General features: G+C 43.8%; 19 protein-coding genes. 13 read left to right on the forward strand and 6 right to left on the reverse strand.

The annotated features are described in order from the left end of the window. The first annotated feature begins 50 nt into the window (after positions 1–50). The 4 genes from H6797_00005 to H6797_00020 are packed head-to-tail and all read left to right on the forward strand — an operon-like array spanning position 51 to position 5,360. Positions 51–2,984 carry a M23 family metallopeptidase gene (locus H6797_00005; GenBank protein USN96574.1) on the forward strand — a complete coding sequence of 978 codons (2,934 nt, stop codon included), beginning with the start codon at positions 51–53 and terminating at the stop codon, positions 2,982–2,984. Continuing rightward, positions 2,977–4,254 carry a hypothetical protein gene (locus tag H6797_00010; GenBank protein USN96575.1) on the forward strand — a complete coding sequence of 426 codons (1,278 nt, stop codon included), beginning with the start codon at positions 2,977–2,979 and terminating at the stop codon, positions 4,252–4,254. Before H6797_00005 ends, H6797_00010 begins: the two co-directional genes overlap by 8 nt. 3 nt (positions 4,255–4,257) lie before the next feature. Next, positions 4,258–4,890: a PEGA domain-containing protein gene (locus H6797_00015; GenBank protein ID USN96576.1), complete on the forward strand. Its 633-nt coding sequence runs from the start codon at positions 4,258–4,260 to the stop codon at positions 4,888–4,890. Next, positions 4,887–5,360: a hypothetical protein gene (locus H6797_00020; GenBank protein ID USN96577.1), complete on the forward strand. Its 474-nt coding sequence runs from the start codon at positions 4,887–4,889 to the stop codon at positions 5,358–5,360. Before H6797_00015 ends, H6797_00020 begins: the two co-directional genes overlap by 4 nt. On the opposite strand, the gene recF is transcribed toward H6797_00020, so the two are convergent. From recF to dnaA, 3 genes are all read right to left on the reverse strand, one after another. Continuing rightward, a complete protein-coding gene (gene recF / locus H6797_00025) occupies positions 5,357–6,391 on the reverse strand; it encodes a DNA replication and repair protein RecF (protein USN96578.1) in 1,035 nt (344 codons plus the stop codon). The two genes, H6797_00020 and recF, sit on opposite strands and share 4 nt — an antisense overlap. Before the next feature lie 12 nt (positions 6,392–6,403). Further along, positions 6,404–7,507, reverse strand: coding sequence for a DNA polymerase III subunit beta (dnaN, locus tag H6797_00030; protein USN96579.1), 1,104 nt, complete (start codon positions 7,505–7,507; stop codon positions 6,404–6,406). A 279-nt stretch (positions 7,508–7,786) separates the two neighbouring features. Continuing rightward, entirely contained in the window at positions 7,787–9,130 is a 1,344-nt protein-coding gene (dnaA, locus tag H6797_00035; GenBank protein USN96580.1) for a chromosomal replication initiator protein DnaA, read from the reverse strand. Between the two features lie 461 nt (positions 9,131–9,591). Between dnaA and rpmH the strand changes: the two genes are divergently transcribed. From rpmH to H6797_00055, 4 genes are read left to right on the forward strand one after another with little or no spacing between them, the layout of a single operon-like run. After that, positions 9,592–9,729: a 50S ribosomal protein L34 gene (gene rpmH / locus H6797_00040; GenBank protein USN96581.1), complete on the forward strand. Its 138-nt coding sequence runs from the start codon at positions 9,592–9,594 to the stop codon at positions 9,727–9,729. 50 nt (positions 9,730–9,779) lie between these two features. After that, positions 9,780–10,130 carry a ribonuclease P protein component gene (gene rnpA, locus H6797_00045; GenBank protein ID USN96582.1) on the forward strand — a complete coding sequence of 117 codons (351 nt, stop codon included), beginning with the start codon at positions 9,780–9,782 and terminating at the stop codon, positions 10,128–10,130. Between the two features lie 55 nt (positions 10,131–10,185). Next, entirely contained in the window at positions 10,186–11,151 is a 966-nt protein-coding gene (locus H6797_00050) for a YidC/Oxa1 family membrane protein insertase (GenBank protein USN96583.1), read from the forward strand. Then, positions 11,148–11,609, forward strand: coding sequence for a single-stranded DNA-binding protein (locus H6797_00055; protein USN96584.1), 462 nt, complete (start codon positions 11,148–11,150; stop codon positions 11,607–11,609). Before H6797_00050 ends, H6797_00055 begins: the two co-directional genes overlap by 4 nt. A 39-nt stretch (positions 11,610–11,648) precedes the next feature. Here H6797_00055 and H6797_00060 read toward each other — a convergent pair whose 3' ends face one another. From H6797_00060 to H6797_00070, 3 genes are read right to left on the reverse strand one after another with little or no spacing between them, the layout of a single operon-like run. Further along, entirely contained in the window at positions 11,649–12,770 is a 1,122-nt protein-coding gene (locus tag H6797_00060) for a glycosyltransferase family 4 protein (protein USN96585.1), read from the reverse strand. Continuing rightward, a complete protein-coding gene (locus H6797_00065; protein USN96586.1) occupies positions 12,767–13,711 on the reverse strand; it encodes a glycosyltransferase family 2 protein in 945 nt (314 codons plus the stop codon). Before H6797_00065 ends, H6797_00060 begins: the two co-directional genes overlap by 4 nt. A 48-nt stretch (positions 13,712–13,759) precedes the next feature. Next, positions 13,760–14,773 (reverse strand): glycosyltransferase family 2 protein, encoded by a 1,014-nt coding sequence (locus H6797_00070; GenBank protein ID USN96587.1) that lies wholly within the window; start codon positions 14,771–14,773, stop codon positions 13,760–13,762. A gap of 23 nt (positions 14,774–14,796) precedes the next feature. Between H6797_00070 and H6797_00075 the strand changes: the two genes are divergently transcribed. The 5 genes from H6797_00075 (at position 14,797) to H6797_00095 (ending at position 20,023) form a co-directional block, all read left to right on the forward strand. Then, a complete protein-coding gene (locus H6797_00075) occupies positions 14,797–15,597 on the forward strand; it encodes an ABC transporter permease (GenBank protein ID USN96588.1) in 801 nt (266 codons plus the stop codon). Continuing rightward, entirely contained in the window at positions 15,597–16,784 is a 1,188-nt protein-coding gene (locus H6797_00080) for an ABC transporter ATP-binding protein (protein USN96589.1), read from the forward strand. Before H6797_00075 ends, H6797_00080 begins: the two co-directional genes overlap by 1 nt. A 65-nt stretch (positions 16,785–16,849) precedes the next feature. Continuing rightward, positions 16,850–18,106 (forward strand): glycosyltransferase family 1 protein, encoded by a 1,257-nt coding sequence (locus H6797_00085; protein ID USN96590.1) that lies wholly within the window; start codon positions 16,850–16,852, stop codon positions 18,104–18,106. Continuing rightward, positions 18,099–19,037 carry an NAD-dependent epimerase/dehydratase family protein gene (locus H6797_00090; GenBank protein USN96591.1) on the forward strand — a complete coding sequence of 313 codons (939 nt, stop codon included), beginning with the start codon at positions 18,099–18,101 and terminating at the stop codon, positions 19,035–19,037. Before H6797_00085 ends, H6797_00090 begins: the two co-directional genes overlap by 8 nt. Next, on the forward strand, positions 19,034–20,023 hold the full coding sequence (locus H6797_00095; GenBank protein USN96592.1) for a glycosyltransferase family 2 protein: 990 nt from the start codon (positions 19,034–19,036) through the stop codon (positions 20,021–20,023). Before H6797_00090 ends, H6797_00095 begins: the two co-directional genes overlap by 4 nt. Positions 20,024–20,071: the final 48 nt, after the last annotated feature.

Below are 20,071 nucleotides of genomic sequence, written 5' to 3' on the forward strand. Positions count from 1 at the left end.
CTGTACTTATGTTCAAATTTCTGGTAAAATATACACGAAAGTGACCTCTGATGAAAACACCTTTGGATGTTAATGCCAGGGTGGGCGAAATGGCTGACCCGAATAGCAAAAGACGGGAGGGCTTACGACGTGCCCAAAAACAGGCTGAAATAGACGCTACATCAAACCAAGATACACATAATAGATCGTCTAGTTTTTCGACCAGCTCACTAAAAGATCTTGAAGAAACCGGTAGTAAAACCACATCTCAAAGCAATCAATCGTCAGTACGATACCGACCACAATCTAATCGCACTAGAGGGGCGTCTAAATACTTACAGCGGCTTACAAAAATAAAACTACAAGGTAAAAGCTCTATGGCGGCTGTCATTATGGCGGTATTTCTAGGTGGTGGATTTTTGACTATATTATTTTCGCCTAGCTTAGCGATTGTCGAGATGAAGGAAGTGCTTACTCAAGCACTTAACGACCAGCTACATGCCGTTGATTCACGCTCGACGTCGCTTTTTAAGGCAACAATGAAAGGTCCGGCTTCATGCGGAATGGTTGCTGTATGTAAAAAGTTTTCAACCATGTCGACGAACGAAGTAAAAGAATTTGAAAAAAATAAGAGCGGTATAAAAATCGACAGAGAAATGATTGATGCCGAAAATGGAAAGGTAACAAAGGTCACCTTTACAAACGAAACGGGGAAGGTAACATCGATCACGAGTGATGTGGAATTACAAAATTCTCTTAAGAATAATGTCGAATTTAAAGCCGCTTGGACAAAGGGATTTAATCCACAATATAAAAGCTTGTCCGATCCGCTGGTTAAAAAAGTCCTCTACAAGCTAAAGGCGACAAAGAATGAAGATATAAGTGGTAAGAACGACGAGGAGCGCCAGAAAAAACTCAACCAAGCGGCTGGTGGTGTTGAAAATACCGGCGCCAAAACAATTACCGAAGTAACAGACAAAAACGGTAACAAGACATACATCGATGAAAACGGTAATCCGATCGATCCGAGTAAGGTCGACTCCGCCAGTGCGATGGAAAAACGCATCGAAGGGTACGTGTCACATGGCGGTACGGCAGGTGTGTTAAAGAATGCCACCGTCGGAGCAGTCGCAGTAGATGGAGCTGCAGACACCGCTTGTACGCTCTTTAACGGCATTAGGCACGTATCAGCATTAGCGAAGGATATTAAGAAAGCTCAGATAGCACGTTATGCGCTCGCGCTCGTACTAACACCCGCCGATCGTATAAAGGCTGGTGATGCGACCGAAGCTGAAACGAATTTCGTCGGCAATACCCTCATGGCGAGCACACCATCTTCACAAGTGCTCGATGAATCGAAATTATCAAAAACTGCAATCGGCAAACCACCGACAATTGCGAGTACAGACATCGGTAGTGCGTTCGATTCAAAAGGTTACAAATTAGCATCCGGAGAATCAATTGGCAAACTCACAGCTAACGATGCGCGCTTTGCGCTTGGCGGGGGCGGATCACCGGCAATTCTCGACACCGTTACAAGAGATATCTCTAAAGTTGTTAATGGCGGCAATTCAGACCCGAAGGCTCTGAGTAAAAAATGTAGTTACATACAAAGCTGGTTTGTGCGCGGAGGTGCGCTAGCTGCTGGAATTGTAACTGGCGCAGCGACTCTTGGAATATCGACGCTCGTCATTGGCGGTGCGTCGTTCGCACTACAACTCGCAGCTCCGTTAATCGAATCAGCTCTTGGTGACATGATTGCTGGCGACGTCGTGAAAGATATATCCGGCTACGACAGTGGTAATGCAGTTTACGCCGGTAGCGCCGGCATGCTTGGTGACATAGCTGAAAATAGAGGCATGGCTCCAGTTACCACTCAAGGTGGCGCTGATTACCTAGCTGAAAACCGTCAAACCACTGCGCAATATGCGTCACTTAGCCGCTACATGGCGCGCACGACGCCATTTGACATCAGTAACCGATATTCATTCCTAGGCTCTATCGTTTCAACCCTGATACCAATTGCAGAACAGTCAAAATCTAGCGCCAGTATGGCGATGATGAATATTGCTGCGCTCATACCAAATTCGTTTGCTAGCATCTACCAACCAGCAGCCGGAGCACTGTCGAGTAATTATTTTGGTCAATGTAACGATATGACATATCAATCACTTGGCATAGATGCGGGGCCATTCTGCGAAGTTCGCCACTGGATGAGCAATAAAGAACTTGCTATAGATCCCGTTCAAAATGCCATCTGGATGGCAAATAGTGGCAACATCGACCCGTCGAGTGAAACAGGTGACGCAAAGGACAATGGCCAAGACTGGAACTACGTTAAATTCCTTGATCAATGTGCGCATCGCACCGCCGGATGGGGTGAACCTCAGGACGAAAACGGTGGTGGCGATGGAAGTAATTGCCTCAACCCTAAGTACCAGGACATGAATGAACATTTCCGCGTTTACACAATGGATCAATCACTAAAGACATCTATGGATACCGTAGATCAAACCCAATCAAATCTACCTGGTACTACTGGCTTCGCTGACGGGCAAACTACTTCGGTCAGTTCCGACGGCTGGGCGTATCCGACAGCAAAAGACGACACCATAACATTCGGCTATCAGCCTGGTCATGAAGGAGTAAATATAGCTGATAAAAATTCTACGGCGACAATCGGTCAACCGATTTTTGCAGTTTACGACGGAAGGGTTGTAGCCGCCGGACCATCCCTAAACTACGGTAATTGGATCGTGCTCGAACATCAGGTAAAAAATCAGACGATGTCGACCGTCTATGCTTACATGAATAATGATGGTGTGCTTGTACGCGCAGGCGACACGGTGAAAGCAGGGCAAGAAATTGGCCGCATAGGCACTAATGGTAGCGGGAATAGACCGTATCTATACTTTGAACTATGGCAGGGGCAAGCACTTAATAATGGTACACGTGTTGATCCGACAGAAATACTCAACAAGGCGCAAGGAGCAAAAAATGCTTAGACGTCTACTCGCACTCGTTCTAACTGTCGTAATTATATCGAACCAGCTATGTGACGTCGCAAGGGCAGCTTCAACATATGATCAACAATTTTATTCGGGCAACGACATATTGTTTTACGACCCGCGCTGCAGTAGCGGCCAGGCAACTGGTTACGTAACACTAAATGGTAAAGATAATCTGGAAAAAATACTTACATTCTTCATGCAACACGGGCTAACATTGGCGCAAGCTAGTGGCATCGCCGGTAACTTCATGGCGGAGTCCGGCCTTGACCCAACTATCATCCAAGGAGGAGGTCATGCACAGTCAGGAAGTGGCTACTCGCCAGTGTCCGGCGTAGGCTTCGGACTTGCTCAATGGACATCCGGCGGGCGTCAAACGGGACTCGTCCAAGAAACTCAACAGCTCGGCGTAGACGTCACTGACCTAGGGGGGCAACTGTCTTACGCGTGGAAAGAATTGTCCGTAAACTACCCGAACACATTAGTTGCACTCAAAGCCACAGATAATCCTGTTGATGCCGCGGTTACCGTTCATGACGGATATGAAAGTTCGGCCGACTCTCGTGCAGCCGTCGTGAATAATCGCGGTGGCAACGCGCAAAAATTTTATAACATGTATAGCGATGCACCAGCCCTCGCCGGTTCGACAAGCGATGTTAAATCACTTAGTAATGTATCTTCCAACGGCTCGTCGAGTACGACTAGCGGCGCTTGTGTTTCACCCGGCTTTGGTAATGGCGACATTCAAAACATGGTCAAGCAGTACGCTTGGTCGCAATACATCAGCTACAGTTCAAACTTATTACCCGAAACAGGCGGAAGAACCGTCTTTGCATCTGATCAAACACCAGCCTATGCCGCAGCTGTAGTGAAGGCACACAGCGAAGATCGCTACACTGGCGGTATATCAGTTATTGGCGATGACTGTGGTGGCTTCGTCAGTATACTTATGTACGACAGTGGCTTCGACAAAGGCTACAACTCAGGTGACAGAGGAGGTCCAACAACAGCTCAAGAGGCATGGTTAAGACAGAACTGGCAGCAGATAAGTTCAACCGATGCGACTGATCGTCAGCCTGGTGACGTCGCGATTAATAACGATCATACTTACGTCTACGTCGGCAATATACCAGGTTTCGGCAGTCAAATCGCATCAGCATCGGTATCTGGACCTGTACGAGCACCAATGGCCGGTCAGGAGTCTGTTGCTGATTCGTCGTTCCGTTGGTATCGTAAAAAAGCAAACTTAACACCGGCTAATTTATAAATTATGTATTACGATTTCATTCATCAGCACAAACAGCAATTTAAAATAGCTGGTATCGCATTTATAGTGCTCGTAGTATGGTGGGGGATTGCAACATTCGTCGACCAAAATGGCAAGATTCCGGTTGTCGTATCGGTCGTACCTAGTGATGCGACTGTCACGTTTAACGGCAAAAGTGAAGGAAATGGCACACACTATTTACCAGCTGGGTCATATGAAGTGACTGTTCGTAAAGATGGGTTTAAAACTGAAACGGAACAGGTGATAGTTACTGGTAAAAAACAACAAAATGTCGTCGCTGCATCGCTTACCGCCGAGAGTACTGATGCGAAAAAGTGGGCAAAAGAACATTCTGATGATTATGCAAAAAATCAAGCATATGGCGCCATCGAAGCTAATAGTAACGGAAGTTATTTTACCGCTAAAAACCCAATCACAACCAAGCTGCCCTATAATGACCCGTACTTCACGATTGGCTATATCGTCAACAAAGACCAGTCTATTACTTTGACCGTAGTAACACCGTCACCACGTTACCGATTCTACGCCGTGCAACAAATCCGCGATCTCGGCTATGATCCGACTGATTTCAAAATTATGTTCAAGGATTTTCATAATCCGCTGGAGCAGAAATGAACGAACAAATAAAATTAACGCTAATTATTATCGTATCCGTGATTGTCGGTGTCGGCGCCTTTACTTACGGCGCACTAACAGCAAACCCCGATCAAAAACAGACCTCAGTAGTCGCATCTACACCTAAGCCAGCAAAGATCGATTTGACGAAACAGCTACAAACCGAGCGCTCAACAATAATTGGCGTACTAACAAGTGCATACCCGAAAATCAGCTCCGATTATACAATTGCCGACGGCAAGCTTTATAACAAAGGGGAGTGGTACGGCACCACGTTAACATACCACGGAAAAGACACCTTAAGTCGCGACACACTCCGCGTACTCATGCAAAAAAAGCAGGGTCTATGGATACTACGAACAACTCCGCCACGCCTACTACTTTCGACTGTTGAATTCCCAGATGTGCCAAAATCCATACTCACCGCAATCAACCAACCTGTTAGCTTGCCAGCTGGTAGCGAAAACTAGCGAAGACGAATAACCCTAGCATCGCCAACGACACTTGGTGGATTCGTACTCGTCATAATAATCTGATGATTCTGAAATTTCGTCGCTAAATGCGCTTGGCGCTTGTCGTCCAACTCGCTCAGTACGTCGTCGAGTAGTACAACCGGTGGTAGGCCAGTTACCTCCTGTAATATATCGACTTCTAGGAACTTTAGAGCCAGTATAATCGTACGAACCTCACCGCGCGACGCCGAACTAACGGCAGGCGTGTCATTGAAACGAAAAAGCACGTCATGCCTATGAGGACCCACCGACGTAAACCCAAGCAACTGATCACGTTCCATACAAGACTCTAATTCAGTAAGTAATTTCTGCTCAGTATTGTCGATAAGTGTATGCGAGTAATGCAACGTTGCTACATCACGCGTCTGCGCAATTGTCTTATACGTCGAACCGAGTCCGGCATTTAGTCGCTCAATCAATCGCACGCGCACGTCGATCATCTGAGCGCCATATTTCGCAAGGCTAACGTTCCACGCAAACAACGTGTCGCCGCTAGCACCACTTTTGAGAAGCTTATTGCGCTGAGCAAGTGATCGCTCATAACGACGAACGACTTTACTGTAATCGGGTATTAGCTGCGCTGCAAAACGATCGATAAATTGACGGCGCCTGGTTGGCGACCCGTGTAAAAGTCGTAGATCGTCCGGCTCAAACAATACCACTGGGTAACGAGACGCAGCCGGCAGGCGAATACTCGATTTATCATCAATAATAAACTGCTTTTTCTTAGGTGCTTCCGGTTGATACTTCACTGTCCGTGTCTGATCGTCAAACTGTATATCAATCCGCCACCACTCTGCATCACGACGCAACAGCTCTTGGTCGCTACCTTTAAACGAATGACCAGAGAGCGCCATAGTGACCGCTTCGATAAGTGTCGTCTTGCCACTGCCATTCGGTCCAGTTACAACCGTCACGGCATGCGAAAACGTACGCGAAAATTTTCGATGAGAGCGAAAGTTTTCAACGGTCAGCGACCTAATAATCACAGTCGAAAAATCCTAGCTCTTTAACGGCATAATAATATGCTGATAATCAGCCTCTTTTTCATCAGCAGCCGAAAGGACGCAAGGGGAAAGCTTGCCACTAAATCGGAAAACAACCTTGTTGGCATCTACGACACCAAGCGCCTCTGTAAGATAACGAGAATTAAGTGTCACTTGACCGTCAGCACTCACTTCGGCAGCTGTTTCGGATGTATTTTCACCAAGTTCACTAGCGACAGAGTGGAGTGATAATCGATCTTTTTCCTCATCTGCTGTTATCGTCACGCTTCCACCAGATTCGCGCGCAAACAGACCAGCAACTTTCGTAATTTGTGCAAAATCTGATCGAGCAACAGTAATGACCGACTCTGATGTTGCCGGTATCAACTGCCTATAATCAGGGAAGTTTCCATCTATCAATCGACTCGTAATCTCCGCGTCGTTAAGGCGAAACCTTACTTGCGACTCGTCAAAAAGTATCTCAACTTCGTTTACGTCATCACCTAGCATTCGCAATACTTCCTGAAGTGTACTTGTAGGTATAATGGCTGCCACGTCACTCTTTGTCTGTACTAATCGTTTTTCAGATAGGCGATACCCATCAGTTGCAGCCAAGTAAAGTGCGCCGTCATGAGAATGCCAATATACGCCAGTTAATACAGGGCGAGTTGCATCGCTACTAGTAGTTAGGATTGTCTGGCCAATGGCCTGCTTGAGCTCACTTGTATCGATCGCATAGCTTACAGCCGTCTTGTCGTTGATAGTTGGCAGTTCCGGAAAATCATCCGCAAGCGTGCCATTGATTGTTGAGTTATAGCCATCAGCAGTGATGTGAAGTTTATTGTCGGTCACCCGTAACGTGACTGTCGTTTTAGGCAGACTAGCAACGAATTCAGTAATTAAGCGAGCGGGGACGGTGATTGCACCTTTGTTTACAATTTTCGCACCAATATGTTGAGTTGTTGCGATTTCTAGGTTTGTTGCTGCAACCATTAATCTGTGCCCGTCAGTCCTTAAAAGAATATTTCCTAGTATAGGTAACTGTGTTTTTGAACTTGCTACGCGTGAAGCTGCACCGAGCGCACGGGTGAGATTTTCTTGTGTGACGGATAGTTCCATTGTTATTACCTTTCTAGTTTATATACTTCGTAGTGGTTATTATAGGCGCTGTGGAAAGTGCGGATAACAGCTTCATAAACGGGGGCGGAACGAGGCATATTGATTGTGGACAAAGACGTGAGGAAAGGTCGGATGAAATGGGTGAAAGTAAGGGCTTTTACACGTTCAAATGTTGTACTTGTAGGGCTTTGTCGGCCAACTGTGGACATGTGTCCGCTAACATTCACCAGCTTGTCCGCAAGCTTTTCGCAGGTTTTCCCCAGCCCAAAATGAGAAGTACTATACATACAGACGCTCCCTTATTTCGGCAACTTGCTCGCGAATCGTGAAATCAAGTTTGATTGATTTCTCTATCTTTTCAATTGAGTGGATGGCGGTGGTGTGGTCTTTGCGGCCGAGCTCTCGAGCAATTTTAGGAAAGCTGAGATGTAGTTCGCTGCGGAGTAGATACATGGCAATCTGGCGAGGCGTGACGATATGTTTGTCGCGTTGAGCGCTGCAGATTTCAGAAGGACTAAGCGAGAAGTATTTAGCTGTCTTGTCGATGATTTGTTTTGCTGAGACGTGCTGTGGTCGCGATCGACGGACGCTACCAAGTAATCCTTCGGCTGTTGAAATATCCGGCGTAACAGAACGCATCTCGGCGTAAGCAAGTAATTGATTGAGCGCTCCCTCTAGCTCACGAATATTCGTTTTGATGTTGTTTGCCAGATATTCGACCGTTTCACGATCAAGCTCAACTCCAGAGAGTGCTGCCTTGGCTTCAATAATGGCGCAGCGTGTTTCAAAATCAGGCATTTGTATGTCAATTGGCATGCCCATCTCGAAGCGGCTACGTAAACGCTCTGTGAGAGTCGGTATACTGCGTGGCGGTTTGTCGCTAGTGAGGATGATTTGCTTGTTGTTCTGATGAAGCGCGTTAAACGTGTGAAAGAATTCTTCCTGTGTTTTTTCTTTATTGGCTATAAATTGCATGTCGTCGACAATTAAAACGTCAACGTTTCGGTATTTGTCTGAAAAACCTTTCTTTTTGAAACGGATACTATCAAGAAATTCTTTAACGAACGTTTCGGAGCTTATATATAACACATGCGCGTCAGGTTGCCGCTTGATGATTTCATTGCCCACGGCTTGTGCGAGGTGAGTTTTACCAAGACCAACGCCACCATATAGAAAGAGCGGATTGTATTTGGTGCCGGGATACTGAGCAACAGCTTGGCAGGCTGTGTAGGCTAGGTCGTTGCTAGAGCCGACTATAAAGTTACTGAATGTATAGCGAGGATTAAGATTACCTGACTGTGTAGAAGTTGACCTTGCTTTGGTTTCTGTAGGTGATCGAAGTTCGCGCGTCGTCTCGCGGTTTATGGTAGAACGTCGGCTCGTTGTTTTGACGATATATTCAATTTTTTCTGGATTAATGTCGTTTTTGGCAAGTGTCTGCTTAATTAAGTCGCTGAATTTTACTTGAAATTGCCGAACGGCAAAAATATTAGGGACAGCTATGACAACCTGGTCGTTGGTGGATTCAATCAGCTCGGTGTTTTTGAACCAAGTGACAAACGTCGCATGGGGAACAGACAATTCGATTTCCCCTAAGACACTTTGCCATAAAGAATGTTCCACAAATCTCCCTCTCCAGTCTAGAACTGGTTGGCATCTATTTGTCGGTAGCGAATTTTAAGCAGTTACTATGATTTGATATTTACTTTCTCGTGACAAGGCGTATCTAGATGATACGTCGCGAAGCGAAAAGCGGATATCAAGTAGTAAAACTTGAAATTTTAGCCGGCATATAGATGTTAACTAGTTCTCTTAACGCTGCGTCATCGACGCGGTGAATACTGGTTAGTACTATACGGTAGACGGAACTTTTCCACAACTACAAAAGAGATAAATTCAGACAGGCTTATTAGGGGAGGTATTTTTCCACAGTTTGGATCCTCATCTATAAATATGTGGATAAGTCTGAGAGTTTGGTGGATAAATTAGAACCCGTCTTTGAATTTTTTACAAATATAAATGGAAACTCAGGTGTGTGCCTTGACCTTGCGAAAATATGAAAAATACGGTAGAGTAGTACAGTTATGCCAAAGAGGACACACCAACCACACACACGACACCGTGCAAGGACGCATGGCTTTCGAGCGCGCGTTGCAACCAAGGCTGGTCGCGCAGTATTGAAGCGCCGCCGACTTAAAGGTCGCGCAAAGGTTTCAATTTAAGAAACTCCGCCCAGTGGGCGGAGTTTTCATAGTATTCTATATAGACAAATATGATAGCTTTTGAAAATCGCTTTCACGGCCACGGTAGCCTCAAGTACGTATATGCACACGGACATACGGTGCGTTCTCATTTGATGGCGCTTAAATACACCACTCACCCAAAGCGCAACAAACCACGAGCTGCGGTTGTGGTGAGTAAAAAGGTGCTCAAGCACGCCGTAGGAAGGAATCGTATACGACGTCGTATCTATGAAATTATTCGTCTTGAGTTACCTGAGCTGCACCAAAATCGTGACTTGGTGTTTCTTGTGTTTTCGGCAGAGGTACTCACAGTACCGCACGAAGAGCTGACGGAGATCGTCCGGCAGCTACTTGCATCTGCTGGTGTCTATAAAAAATAGTAAAAAAATGGTACCATGGAGGAAACTAATGTGCCCGATTGTGGAGTGTTAAAACGTGAACATTTTTGAAATTCTTATTGTCCAACCGCTATTCAACCTACTAATGTTGCTTTACGCAGTAATACCTGGTGCTGATTTTGGCGTCAGTATCATACTGTTCACTATCCTCCTCAGGATCGCACTATACCCTCTTGTTAAACGACAGCTTCACCAGACGAAGGCTATGCGTAAGCTCCAGCCAGAGCTGGAACTAATCAAGAAGCGGACAAAGGGTAATCGCCAACTTCAGGGCGTTCAGATGATGGAGCTCTATAAGCGCCACGGAGTTAGTCCATTCCGTTCTATCGGTATTGTCGCTATTCAGATCCCAATCTTTATCGCACTTTACTTGGTCATTCGTATATTTACACTTCATCGCGATCAGCTAGCTCAATACACATATGATTTCTTGCAGAATATCGGGCCAATTAAACACGTCCTTGATCACCCGGAAGCGTTTAATGAAAAGCTCTTTGGTTTCGTTGATCTTACAAACCAGGCTATCGCTGCAGACGGCATTAATATCGTTTTGATCCTACTAGCTGTAGTGGCTGCTGTTGGCCAATACTACCAAAGCAAGCAAACATTGCCACAGGTAGACAATAAACGTAGTTTACGTGAAATTCTAAGTGAAGCCGCGAGCGGCAAAGAAGCTGACCAGTCAGACATCAACAACGCTATTATGGGTAAGATGGTATATGTACTACCATTCTTTATGTTGTTTATTATGCTTAGTTTGCCAGGTGCAATTTCACTTTACTATGCGACTAACACTATCGTTGCTGTGATACAACAAGGTAGAGTCTTGCGTGAAGACGAAGAAGAACTGGAAGACATGGCTGATCACCCTAAAAAATCAGGCAAAAAAGCCACCGCTAAAGCTCGAGCGCGCACCGCCGAAGAAGCGACCGTTACAAGAATCGTTGCAAAAGGCTCACGCCCTAATAAACAAAACGACCGCAGTAAAGGAGGGAAATCATGAATAGTCAGGAATCTCTAGAAGAGGCAAAGAAATACTTAGCCGATACGCTGTCGTTTTTTGGTGTGAATGTTGAGGTTGAGGGGCATTTAGACGAAGACGTTATAGAACTAAACGTACCATCTACCGACATCAATAGTTTACTTATAGGTCGCAACGCTGAAACGCTTCGTAGTATGCAACTTTTGGTATCTACGATGCTTCGCACAAAAGAAGCGGAGGTGTCACGGGTTAATATCGACATTGCTGACTACAAGAAGCAGCGTGCTGAAAAGGTTGCCGAACAAGCTCGCGAGTGGATCAAAGAAGTGTTAGAAACCGGTGATTCGCATGTTGCTAAACTTAACGCCGCTGATCGTCGTGTCGTACACCACGTAGCGAGTGAATTCGAAAACATCCAGACGTTTTCTGAAGGCGAAGGCCGCGATAGGCGCATCATTATAGCTCAACAAAGCTCATAATCTATAGATTCTATCAGGTAATTAGAAGTAAGTACTGAGTTACTGTGTTTTAGATTTATCTAAAGCGTTGTTATAGACGTCGAGTGTTTGCCCAGCCATGCGCTTCCAGGAGTATTTCTTAACCTGTAAGGCGCCGCGGCGTATGAGTTCTTGTCGTACTTTAGAGCTGTCGAGGATTCTACTTACTTGCTTGGCGATGTCTTGTGGTTTAGAAGGGGCGAAATAGAGCGCGGCGTCGCCGAGTACTTCAGGTAGACAAGTGGCATTACTGCTAGCAACTGGTGCTCGGTGTTTCATGGCTTCAAGTGCAGGCAACCCAAAGCCTTCCATGTAACTCGGAAATACATAAGTAGCGCAATGAGTATAGAACCATGCTAGTTGCGCATCGGTGGCAAAGCCGAAGAACTCAATTTTACGGTAGCCTTTGGCGTATGCCCACTCCTCTAGCTCGCGACTAGTGCGATCGCGGTTGCCGATGATAACCAGGTGTAGATCGGGGTGGGTCTTGCGGAGTTTATGGTGCGCGATTATGGCGCCTTTTTGATTTTTGTATGATTCCGCCCGACCAACGACAATCATGAATTTTTTTCCTACGTATCGTTGAGTTGGTTCTGCCTTTTTAGACACTAAATCCGCAGCTTCGTACGTGACTACGACTTTATATGGTGGTATTGATTGAAATTTAAGTAAATCATCTTTTGTATATTGCGTTGGCGTCAACACAAAAGCTGAGCGCTTTACGACTTTGCGGAGGAGTCGGCGGAATACTCGTTGTTTAAATCTAAGCGTGCGCTTGGACATACCTTCGTTTTCTTTGATACGAAGGAGGTTAAGGTCGTGGACGGTTGTGACAGACAAGCCGCGGTAGAGTAGCGGTTGCTGTGGCATGCAGAAATGAACTAAGTCTGGTTTGAGCCTGCGCAAGAAAAAGTAAAAACGAAACTGCTCGGCTAGGGAGTACTGATGATAATCCGCAACGACGATTTTGAAATTATCTTTACGTGGTTTCCAGTAGTCTACGTCTTTGGCGCGTACAAGTACACTGTATTGGTGCGGTGAATCAAGCCGTTCCAGGTAGGTGAGAAGCCGCTCTATATAGCGACCAGTGCTGGAGTTGATAATGCGAGCATCAATCGCGATGTGCTTGGGTGGAGTTTTCATTTCTTACTCTTCTTTTTGTGGTATTCATCAACAAAGTATAACGGCCGCTGCTTAGTTTCGTGAAATATCCGCCCTACGTATTCACCAATAATACCAAGCGACAGTAGCTGAACTCCACCAAGAAACAAAATTGCCGCCATAGTCGACGGGTAACCGGCGATATCTGCGCCATAGAGCAACGTACGTGCAATTAAGTAGATGATATAGATGAACGCTAGAAACGACACTGTCATGCCGAGAATGGTCGAAAACCGTAGCGGTGCAGTGGTGAACGATACAAAACCGTCGACTGCTAGGTTTATAAGCTTGAAGTAATTCCACTTGGTGGCGCCGGCAACTCGCGGATCGCGTACGTAGGAAATCTCTTTTTTGCGGTAACCAATCCAACTAAACAGGCCTTTGGTGTAGCGTTCACTTTCGCGTAGTTGCTGGAGTGCTTGCACGCAGCGACGGTCGAGTAGGCGAAAATCGCCAGTGTCGCGCTGAATCTGGATGTTGGTTGAGCGCTGGAGTATACGGTAGAACCACGACGACGTCTTGCGCTTGAGCCACGACTCACCTATACGAGCAGCTCGGCGGGCGTAGACGTCATCGTAACCTTCCTCCCATAGCTTAATCATGTCGGGTATAAGTTCTGGTGGATCTTGCAAGTCGGCGTCTATGATCACGAGTGCATCGCTCTGTACGTGGTCTATACCGGCAATCATGGCAATTTCTTTACCAAAGTTACGTGAAAGATTAACGTAGCTTATCGACGTGTCTTTTTTGGCAAAGTTTTTTATTAATTTCAATGAGCCGTCTGTGCTGCCATCATTTACAAACAAAAGCTCAAAAGAATAGTTGGGGAGTGATTTCACGAGACTCGTGAGTCGTTTATGAAGTTTTGGTAATACTTCTTCCTCGTTGTAAGTGGGAATCAGGATCGTGATGGACTTCGTCATACTTTCCTCAGTATAGCACTTTTACAGAGGTTGAGGCGTCGATTACTGTTATTTTCCAGTGAAGATTTTGCGAAATTTTCGTAGCCCTGTTTGGTTGGGCGGCAGGTCGTGAACGATGACAGAGTTAATATAATTAGTTGATACTGATTTACCTCTTTGAATTATCCACCGCTGATGAACTGTATGGGGTATGTATATAAATGAATACCAAACACCCTTTACAGCCGGCCATGCCTTACCACTAACCAATGCCTTGAGTAATATTAGGTTGTAAGCAATAAAAAAACGGATACCGATAGGTAATAGGAGATTACGCGGTGTATTTTTCCAAAATAACATCGGAAGATTTTTAAAGGTTTGATATACGGTGAATCCTGGGACCATTTTTTTGCTTGTTTCACCCTGGTGATGAGTAACGAATGATTTTGGATTATATACAACTTTCCAACCCGCAAGTTGCGCACGGAAACTAATATCAGTATCTTCGTAGTAAGCAAAAAACTTTTCGTCGAATAAACCAATGTCACGAAAAAGTGCAGTTTTGTATAAACTTGCTCCGCCGCTAGCCCCAAAGACGAATTCTTTCTCGTGGTAGCTGTCTACAGACTTTCCGCGGCCACGTGGGTAAGGCAAGCCCCATGTCGTATAAAATTCACCTGTACTATCGAGGATTGAGCCGTCTTTGAGTTTGATGCAGCAGGTTGCGATACCGATCTTAATGTCGTCTTGTATTGAATTTACGAGTTCAGACAACCATTCACTATCAGCCACGGCATCGTTATTAAAAAGTGCCACAGCGTCGTAACCATGTTTGATTGTGTAAGATATGCCAACATTTACGCCACCTGCAAAACCAAGATTCTTCTCATTTTGTAAAATGGTTATTTTGTCATTGTATGATTTGAGGATATCGAGAGAGTTATCCCTTGATCCATTCTCTACAATGATAATATCGGCAGACATATCTTGTTGTAGTAGGGAATCGATAGCCTCCTCAATAAAGTCCGCACCATTGAAGTTGGGAATTACAACCGCTAGCTTCTCTATCGACTTATGGGACATACCACTTTATAATACAGTAAAAGATGAAACAATTTGTCTCAAAATCAAACCGTGCATTACTGTCGGAACTGGTACGGACAGACTTCAAACTACGATATCAGGGATCGCTGCTTGGGTACGCATGGTCGCTATTAAAACCCCTTCTCCTCTTTATTATTCTTTACGTTGTATTTGTTTATTTTCTAAGGATAGGCAAGGGAATTCCGCATTTTCCTGTGTATTTATTGCTCGGAATTGTATTATGGAATTTCTTCGTTGAGATGACGATGCAAAGTCTTAGTTCTATTGTTGGACGAGGCGACCTTATCCGAAAAATCCGTATACCACGGTGGATGATTGTATTTTCAAGTAGTATATCGGCAACGATAAATCTATTCCTTAGTCTTATTGTTGTTATTGTTTTTATGGTAATAAACCAGGTTCCTATAGGTGTAGGGATATTAATACTTCCACTATATGCACTTCTCATATATCTGTTCGCACTTGGCTGTTCATTATTTTTAGCTGCTGCATATGTAAAGTTTCGTGATTTGAGTTATATATGGGAAGTTGTCTTGCAAGCTGGGTTTTATGCGACACCAATTATCTACCCACTACAGCTTATTCACGACCAATTTATTGTAAAAATTCTACTTCTTAATCCAATAGCGTTTGCGGTCCAGGGTGCTAGATACTATCTTGTCACACACGAAACTATAACGGCACAAGGCGTTTGGGGTGGATCATGGTATATTCTCGTTCCTCTCTTCTTTACTATCTTAATTCTTATCTTTGGTCTACTTTACTTTAAGAGTCAGGCTCGAACTTTTGCGGAGAATATATAATGACAAACGACGACAATATAGCAGTAAGAGTTTCTGGAGTTAGCAAAAGTTTTAAATTACCACTCGAAGCTCAAAACTCACTCAAAGGAAGGCTTATTAACTTCAATAAACGTGGCTATGAAGTACAACACGCATTAAAGGATGTATCGTTTGATGTAAAAAAGGGTGATTTCTTTGGAATTGTAGGTCGTAATGGCAGTGGAAAAAGTACCCTACTTAAGCTTATATCGGGTATATACAGTACGGATAAGGGTAGTATAGAAACGAATGGAAAACTGGTTCCTTTCATTGAGCTTGGCGTAGGATTTAACCCGGAATTATCTGGACGAGATAACGTTTACCTTAACGGTGCACTCCTAGGTTTTAATCGGAAAGAAATGGACGCAATGTATGACGATATTGTCGAATTTGCCGAATTAGGGCGTTTCATGGACCAGAAACTTAAGAACTATTCCAGTGGAATGCAAGTGCGATTGGCATTTTCTATCGCAATACGTGCAAATACTGACATTCTTGTTTTAGACGAGGTGCTTGCTGTTGGAGACGAGGCGTTCCAAAAAAAATGCATAGCTATTTTTGAAGAATATAAGGCTCGCAAACAAACTATCATATTAGTGACACATGACATGGGGGTTGTTGAGAAGTTTTGCAATAGAGCTATTTTGATTGAAGATGGTGTAATAAAAAAAGAAGGCTCACCCACACAAGTTGCTCTTGCGTACCGTGACAGTAACAATGTTTCATATGCACGTGACATGGAGAGCTCTCAACAGCGAAAAACAGCTCGTATTGAGAGAAAGATAGATATAGAAATATTGTCAGCGAAGACCCATGAGAAACAAAATCGTTTCAATTATGGCAGTAAGATGATTGTAAGACTACGGTGGGATGACGCGCATGTACATTCCGCAGGGGTTGCTATCATGAAGCTTAGTGGTGAGAATATATTTGCACCTAACACGTATCAGGATAAGTTGAAGCTTAGTGATAGCACTCGTGAGATTGAATATGAAGTAACACTCAATTTAGCTACAGGGGACTATTATATCAAGGCAGGATTATTTGGAAAAACAGACGAAATGATAATCGCCTTTGATGATGAGGGCCCTTCGTTTATAGTTGAACCAGAGGTTGGGGGTAAGCATTGGAATGGCCTTACAAAACTAGATTACAAGTGGAAGATATAAACACGTAACCACTAGGCATGAAGTATAATAGTAGAAGTTAATGAGCAAGGATATAACATTTAAACATGCCTGATCGAAACACGCCAAAGAAATATCTTAATAAGTCTGTGCAAGTACTTCGTGATGAGGGGGTATTATCGCTTGGTGTGAAGGGGCTACGAAAGATTGCTGATAAAATTGAGCAATCGAATAAGGGCTCGGCATTTATGAAAAGGAAGAAGTTTACATCGATTGTGGATCGACGCGATGTGATGCTTGCAGACTGGGTTGGATCACCGTATAAACCAAGCTTAGAACCAATTGACCCACTAAAGGTGACGAATTGGATTATCTCACCACCATCTGGTGGTGGCGGTCATCAGAATATGTTTCGTTTTATCGAACATTTGGACCGGAATGGTTTTCAAAACAATATTTATCTTTACTCAGCACTTGACCCGATGCCAATAACTGAGGCAAAATTGAATGTAGCTAAGTATGCGAAACTAAAAAATACAAATTTTTACAATTATAAACGTGGGTCAAAAATGTCTGATGCAGATGTTGTATTTGCAACAGGCTGGGAGACGGCGTATCCGGTATTTAATGAAAAAACAACCGCAAAAAAGTTCTATTTTGTGCAAGATTTTGAGCCGTATTTTTACTCGATAGGTACGGAATATATACTAGCCGAGAACACATATAGATTTGGATTCCACGGTATCACTGCAGGTAATTGGTTATCGACAAAACTGGCGGCAGACTATGGCATGAAGTGTGATTCATATGATTTTGGTGCCGATAAAGATGTGTATAAATTCAAAAACAACGACAAGCGCAAGGAGGTGTTCTTTTATGCCCGTCCCGTTACAGAGCGTCGTGCCTTTGATTTGGGCGTTATGACACTCGAAATTTTTCATAAACTTCATCCAGATTACATAATAAATCTTGCGGGGTGGGATGTGTCTTTGTATGATATTCCATTTCCCTATGTAAATCACAAGGCGCTTAGAATCGAGCAACTGCCAGATTTGTACAATAAATGTGCCGTCGGGCTTGTGTTATCACTTACTAATATGTCGCTACTGCCCCTTGAACTCATTTCATGTGGCGTCATTCCAGTAGTAAATGAAGGTGCTAATAATCATGAAGTAAGTAGTAACCCTTACATTTCCTACATAGATACTTCACCGGTAAGTTTAGCAAAGGCGATGTCAGATATTGTTACTCGCAAAGATTCCTCCGAGTATGCGAAAAAGGCTTCCAGAAGTACTGCAGACGCGTCGTGGGAAGAGGCGAAGGAAAAGTTCATGGCCATTCTGGAGCGAGAAATCTATGGCTAAGTGTCTCGTATTAGGTGCGAACGGTTTAATCGGCAGTTACATTGTCGATTCGCTCGTGGATGCGGGTCACGAAGTTAGGGCATTTGACCGATTTGGCGCTGATAAAGAGAATTATAAAGAGTCGGATAATGTAAGTCAGTTTACTGGAGATTTCCTTAATAGTAATGATTTAAAGATTGCGCTTGAAGGGATGGACTATGTTTTTCACTTCATATCAACAACAACACCGATAACAGCAGAAAATGATCCAACAATAGACATTGAAACGAATATACGTATGAGTGTCGAACTATTTCAATTATGTGTAGAAAAGGGTATTAAAAGAATTATCTACCCTTCAACGGGCGGAGCAATTTATGGATTGTCACCAACGAGCACTGGTGTTCATAGTGAAGACGACCCGACTCTTCCAGTTTCCCCGTATGCAATTGGTAAGTTGACAATTGAAAATTATCTCCGATATTTTTATACAAAATATGGTCTGGACTATATTACATTTCGTATATCAAATCCGTATGGAAATCGACAATCTCACCAAAGTAAACAAGGTGTGATTCCTATTTTTCTTGACAGGATAAGTAATAATCAGCCGATTACGGTTTATGGTGACGGGTCTATGATTCGTGACTATATCTATGTTAAAGATGTCGCAGATATGATTGTGAATGCTTTCGATAAACAGCATAAACGCAATACATATAACATTGGCTATGGTAATGGGGCTTCGGTAAATGAAATCATTGACTGTATAGAAGAGGTGACGGGTATAAAGCCGAATATTAAACACGAAACCAAACCGGTGACATTCATCGACAAAGTAGTTCTCGACACGTCACGTTACATGTCGGAATTCCACATGGAGCCATCGACAAGTCTCCGTGATGGGATAGATGCGACATATAAAAGTATAACAAAGACACAACCGTCATGACGAAAGATGACATAAAAGCAACTATATTTATACCAACATGGTTTGGTGAACAGTACCTCGATGAGGTGCTAGGCGCTATTTTTAAACAAAAAGTACCGTATAAATTTGAAGTCCTCATATATGATACGAGTAGTACTGATAAAACTCCTGAAATTATCGCGAAATATGCAAAGCAACACGACAATTTACGCCACAAAACCATCTCGAAGTCTGAGTTTGGTCATGGTAAAACGCGTAATGTCGCCGCACATGATGCGAAAGGTGAAATAGTTGTGTATATAAGTCAAGACGTTACACCAGCGCATGATTATTGGCTTTATGAAATGGTAAAACCTTTTGAACTCAGTGAGCGTATTGTGGGTGTTATTGGTAAACAGGTGCCAAGGCCACATAGTTTTCCACTACTTAAATCGGAGATAAAATCCGTGTTTAATGGTTTTGGTCCTGATTTTGGCACAACACTGTTCTACAAAGATGAATTTGTAAAAGATCAGGGTATATATGACGCAATTTCTTTTTACTCTGACGTGAACTCAGCTGCACGTCGCAATATCCTTGTAGGTAAAATATCATATCAAGATGTTCCATACGCAGAAGATCAGTTACTTGGTAGAGATTTTATTGATGCTGGGTATATTAAAGCCTATGCACCACGCGGTACCGTTATTCATTCGAACGATATGACTATTAGTGAATATAAACATCGTATGTTTGATGAGACATTAGGGCTTCGCAAGATTGGTTTGCCCGTGGAGGTGCCTTCTCGAAAAGTTGTCGCAAAGATGATAGTAAGGGGTATCGTTCGTGATACGCTTAGAATTCCACGTGACGAACACTATTCATTTAAGAGGAAAATATACTGGATTGTAGTAAATCCACTCTATCATATACAAAAATGGCGAGGCGTGAGATTAGGGGCAAGGGTAGATATTAATGATTCATCTATACTTAAAAAATACTCTTTAGAACACAGACGTAGTCAATAGACGATGTAAAACTCTTATGGTATAGTAAGAGGGGTTATATTGCATATT

The organism is Candidatus Nomurabacteria bacterium (genome assembly GCA_023898645.1).
In the GTDB taxonomy this organism is placed as follows: domain Bacteria; phylum Patescibacteriota; class Saccharimonadia; order Saccharimonadales; family Saccharimonadaceae; genus UBA2112.

Coding starts and splice junctions, on each gene's coding strand:
- H6797_00005 (USN96574.1), top strand. CDS start 51: ATGAAAACACCTTTGGATGTTAATGCCAGGGTGGGCGAAATGGCTGAC.
- H6797_00095 (USN96592.1), top strand. CDS start 19,034: ATGACGAAAGATGACATAAAAGCAACTATATTTATACCAACATGGTTT.
- H6797_00010 (USN96575.1), top strand. CDS start 2,977: ATGCTTAGACGTCTACTCGCACTCGTTCTAACTGTCGTAATTATATCG.
- rpmH (USN96581.1), top strand. CDS start 9,592: ATGCCAAAGAGGACACACCAACCACACACACGACACCGTGCAAGGACG.
- H6797_00085 (USN96590.1), top strand. CDS start 16,850: ATGCCTGATCGAAACACGCCAAAGAAATATCTTAATAAGTCTGTGCAA.
- H6797_00090 (USN96591.1), top strand. CDS start 18,099: ATGGCTAAGTGTCTCGTATTAGGTGCGAACGGTTTAATCGGCAGTTAC.
- dnaN (USN96579.1), bottom strand. CDS start 7,507: ATGGAACTATCCGTCACACAAGAAAATCTCACCCGTGCGCTCGGTGCA.
- H6797_00075 (USN96588.1), top strand. CDS start 14,797: ATGAAACAATTTGTCTCAAAATCAAACCGTGCATTACTGTCGGAACTG.
- rnpA (USN96582.1), top strand. CDS start 9,780: ATGATAGCTTTTGAAAATCGCTTTCACGGCCACGGTAGCCTCAAGTAC.
- H6797_00055 (USN96584.1), top strand. CDS start 11,148: ATGAATAGTCAGGAATCTCTAGAAGAGGCAAAGAAATACTTAGCCGAT.
- H6797_00060 (USN96585.1), bottom strand. CDS start 12,770: ATGAAAACTCCACCCAAGCACATCGCGATTGATGCTCGCATTATCAAC.
- H6797_00020 (USN96577.1), top strand. CDS start 4,887: ATGAACGAACAAATAAAATTAACGCTAATTATTATCGTATCCGTGATT.
- H6797_00080 (USN96589.1), top strand. CDS start 15,597: ATGACAAACGACGACAATATAGCAGTAAGAGTTTCTGGAGTTAGCAAA.
- H6797_00015 (USN96576.1), top strand. CDS start 4,258: ATGTATTACGATTTCATTCATCAGCACAAACAGCAATTTAAAATAGCT.
- H6797_00065 (USN96586.1), bottom strand. CDS start 13,711: ATGACGAAGTCCATCACGATCCTGATTCCCACTTACAACGAGGAAGAA.
- H6797_00070 (USN96587.1), bottom strand. CDS start 14,773: ATGTCCCATAAGTCGATAGAGAAGCTAGCGGTTGTAATTCCCAACTTC.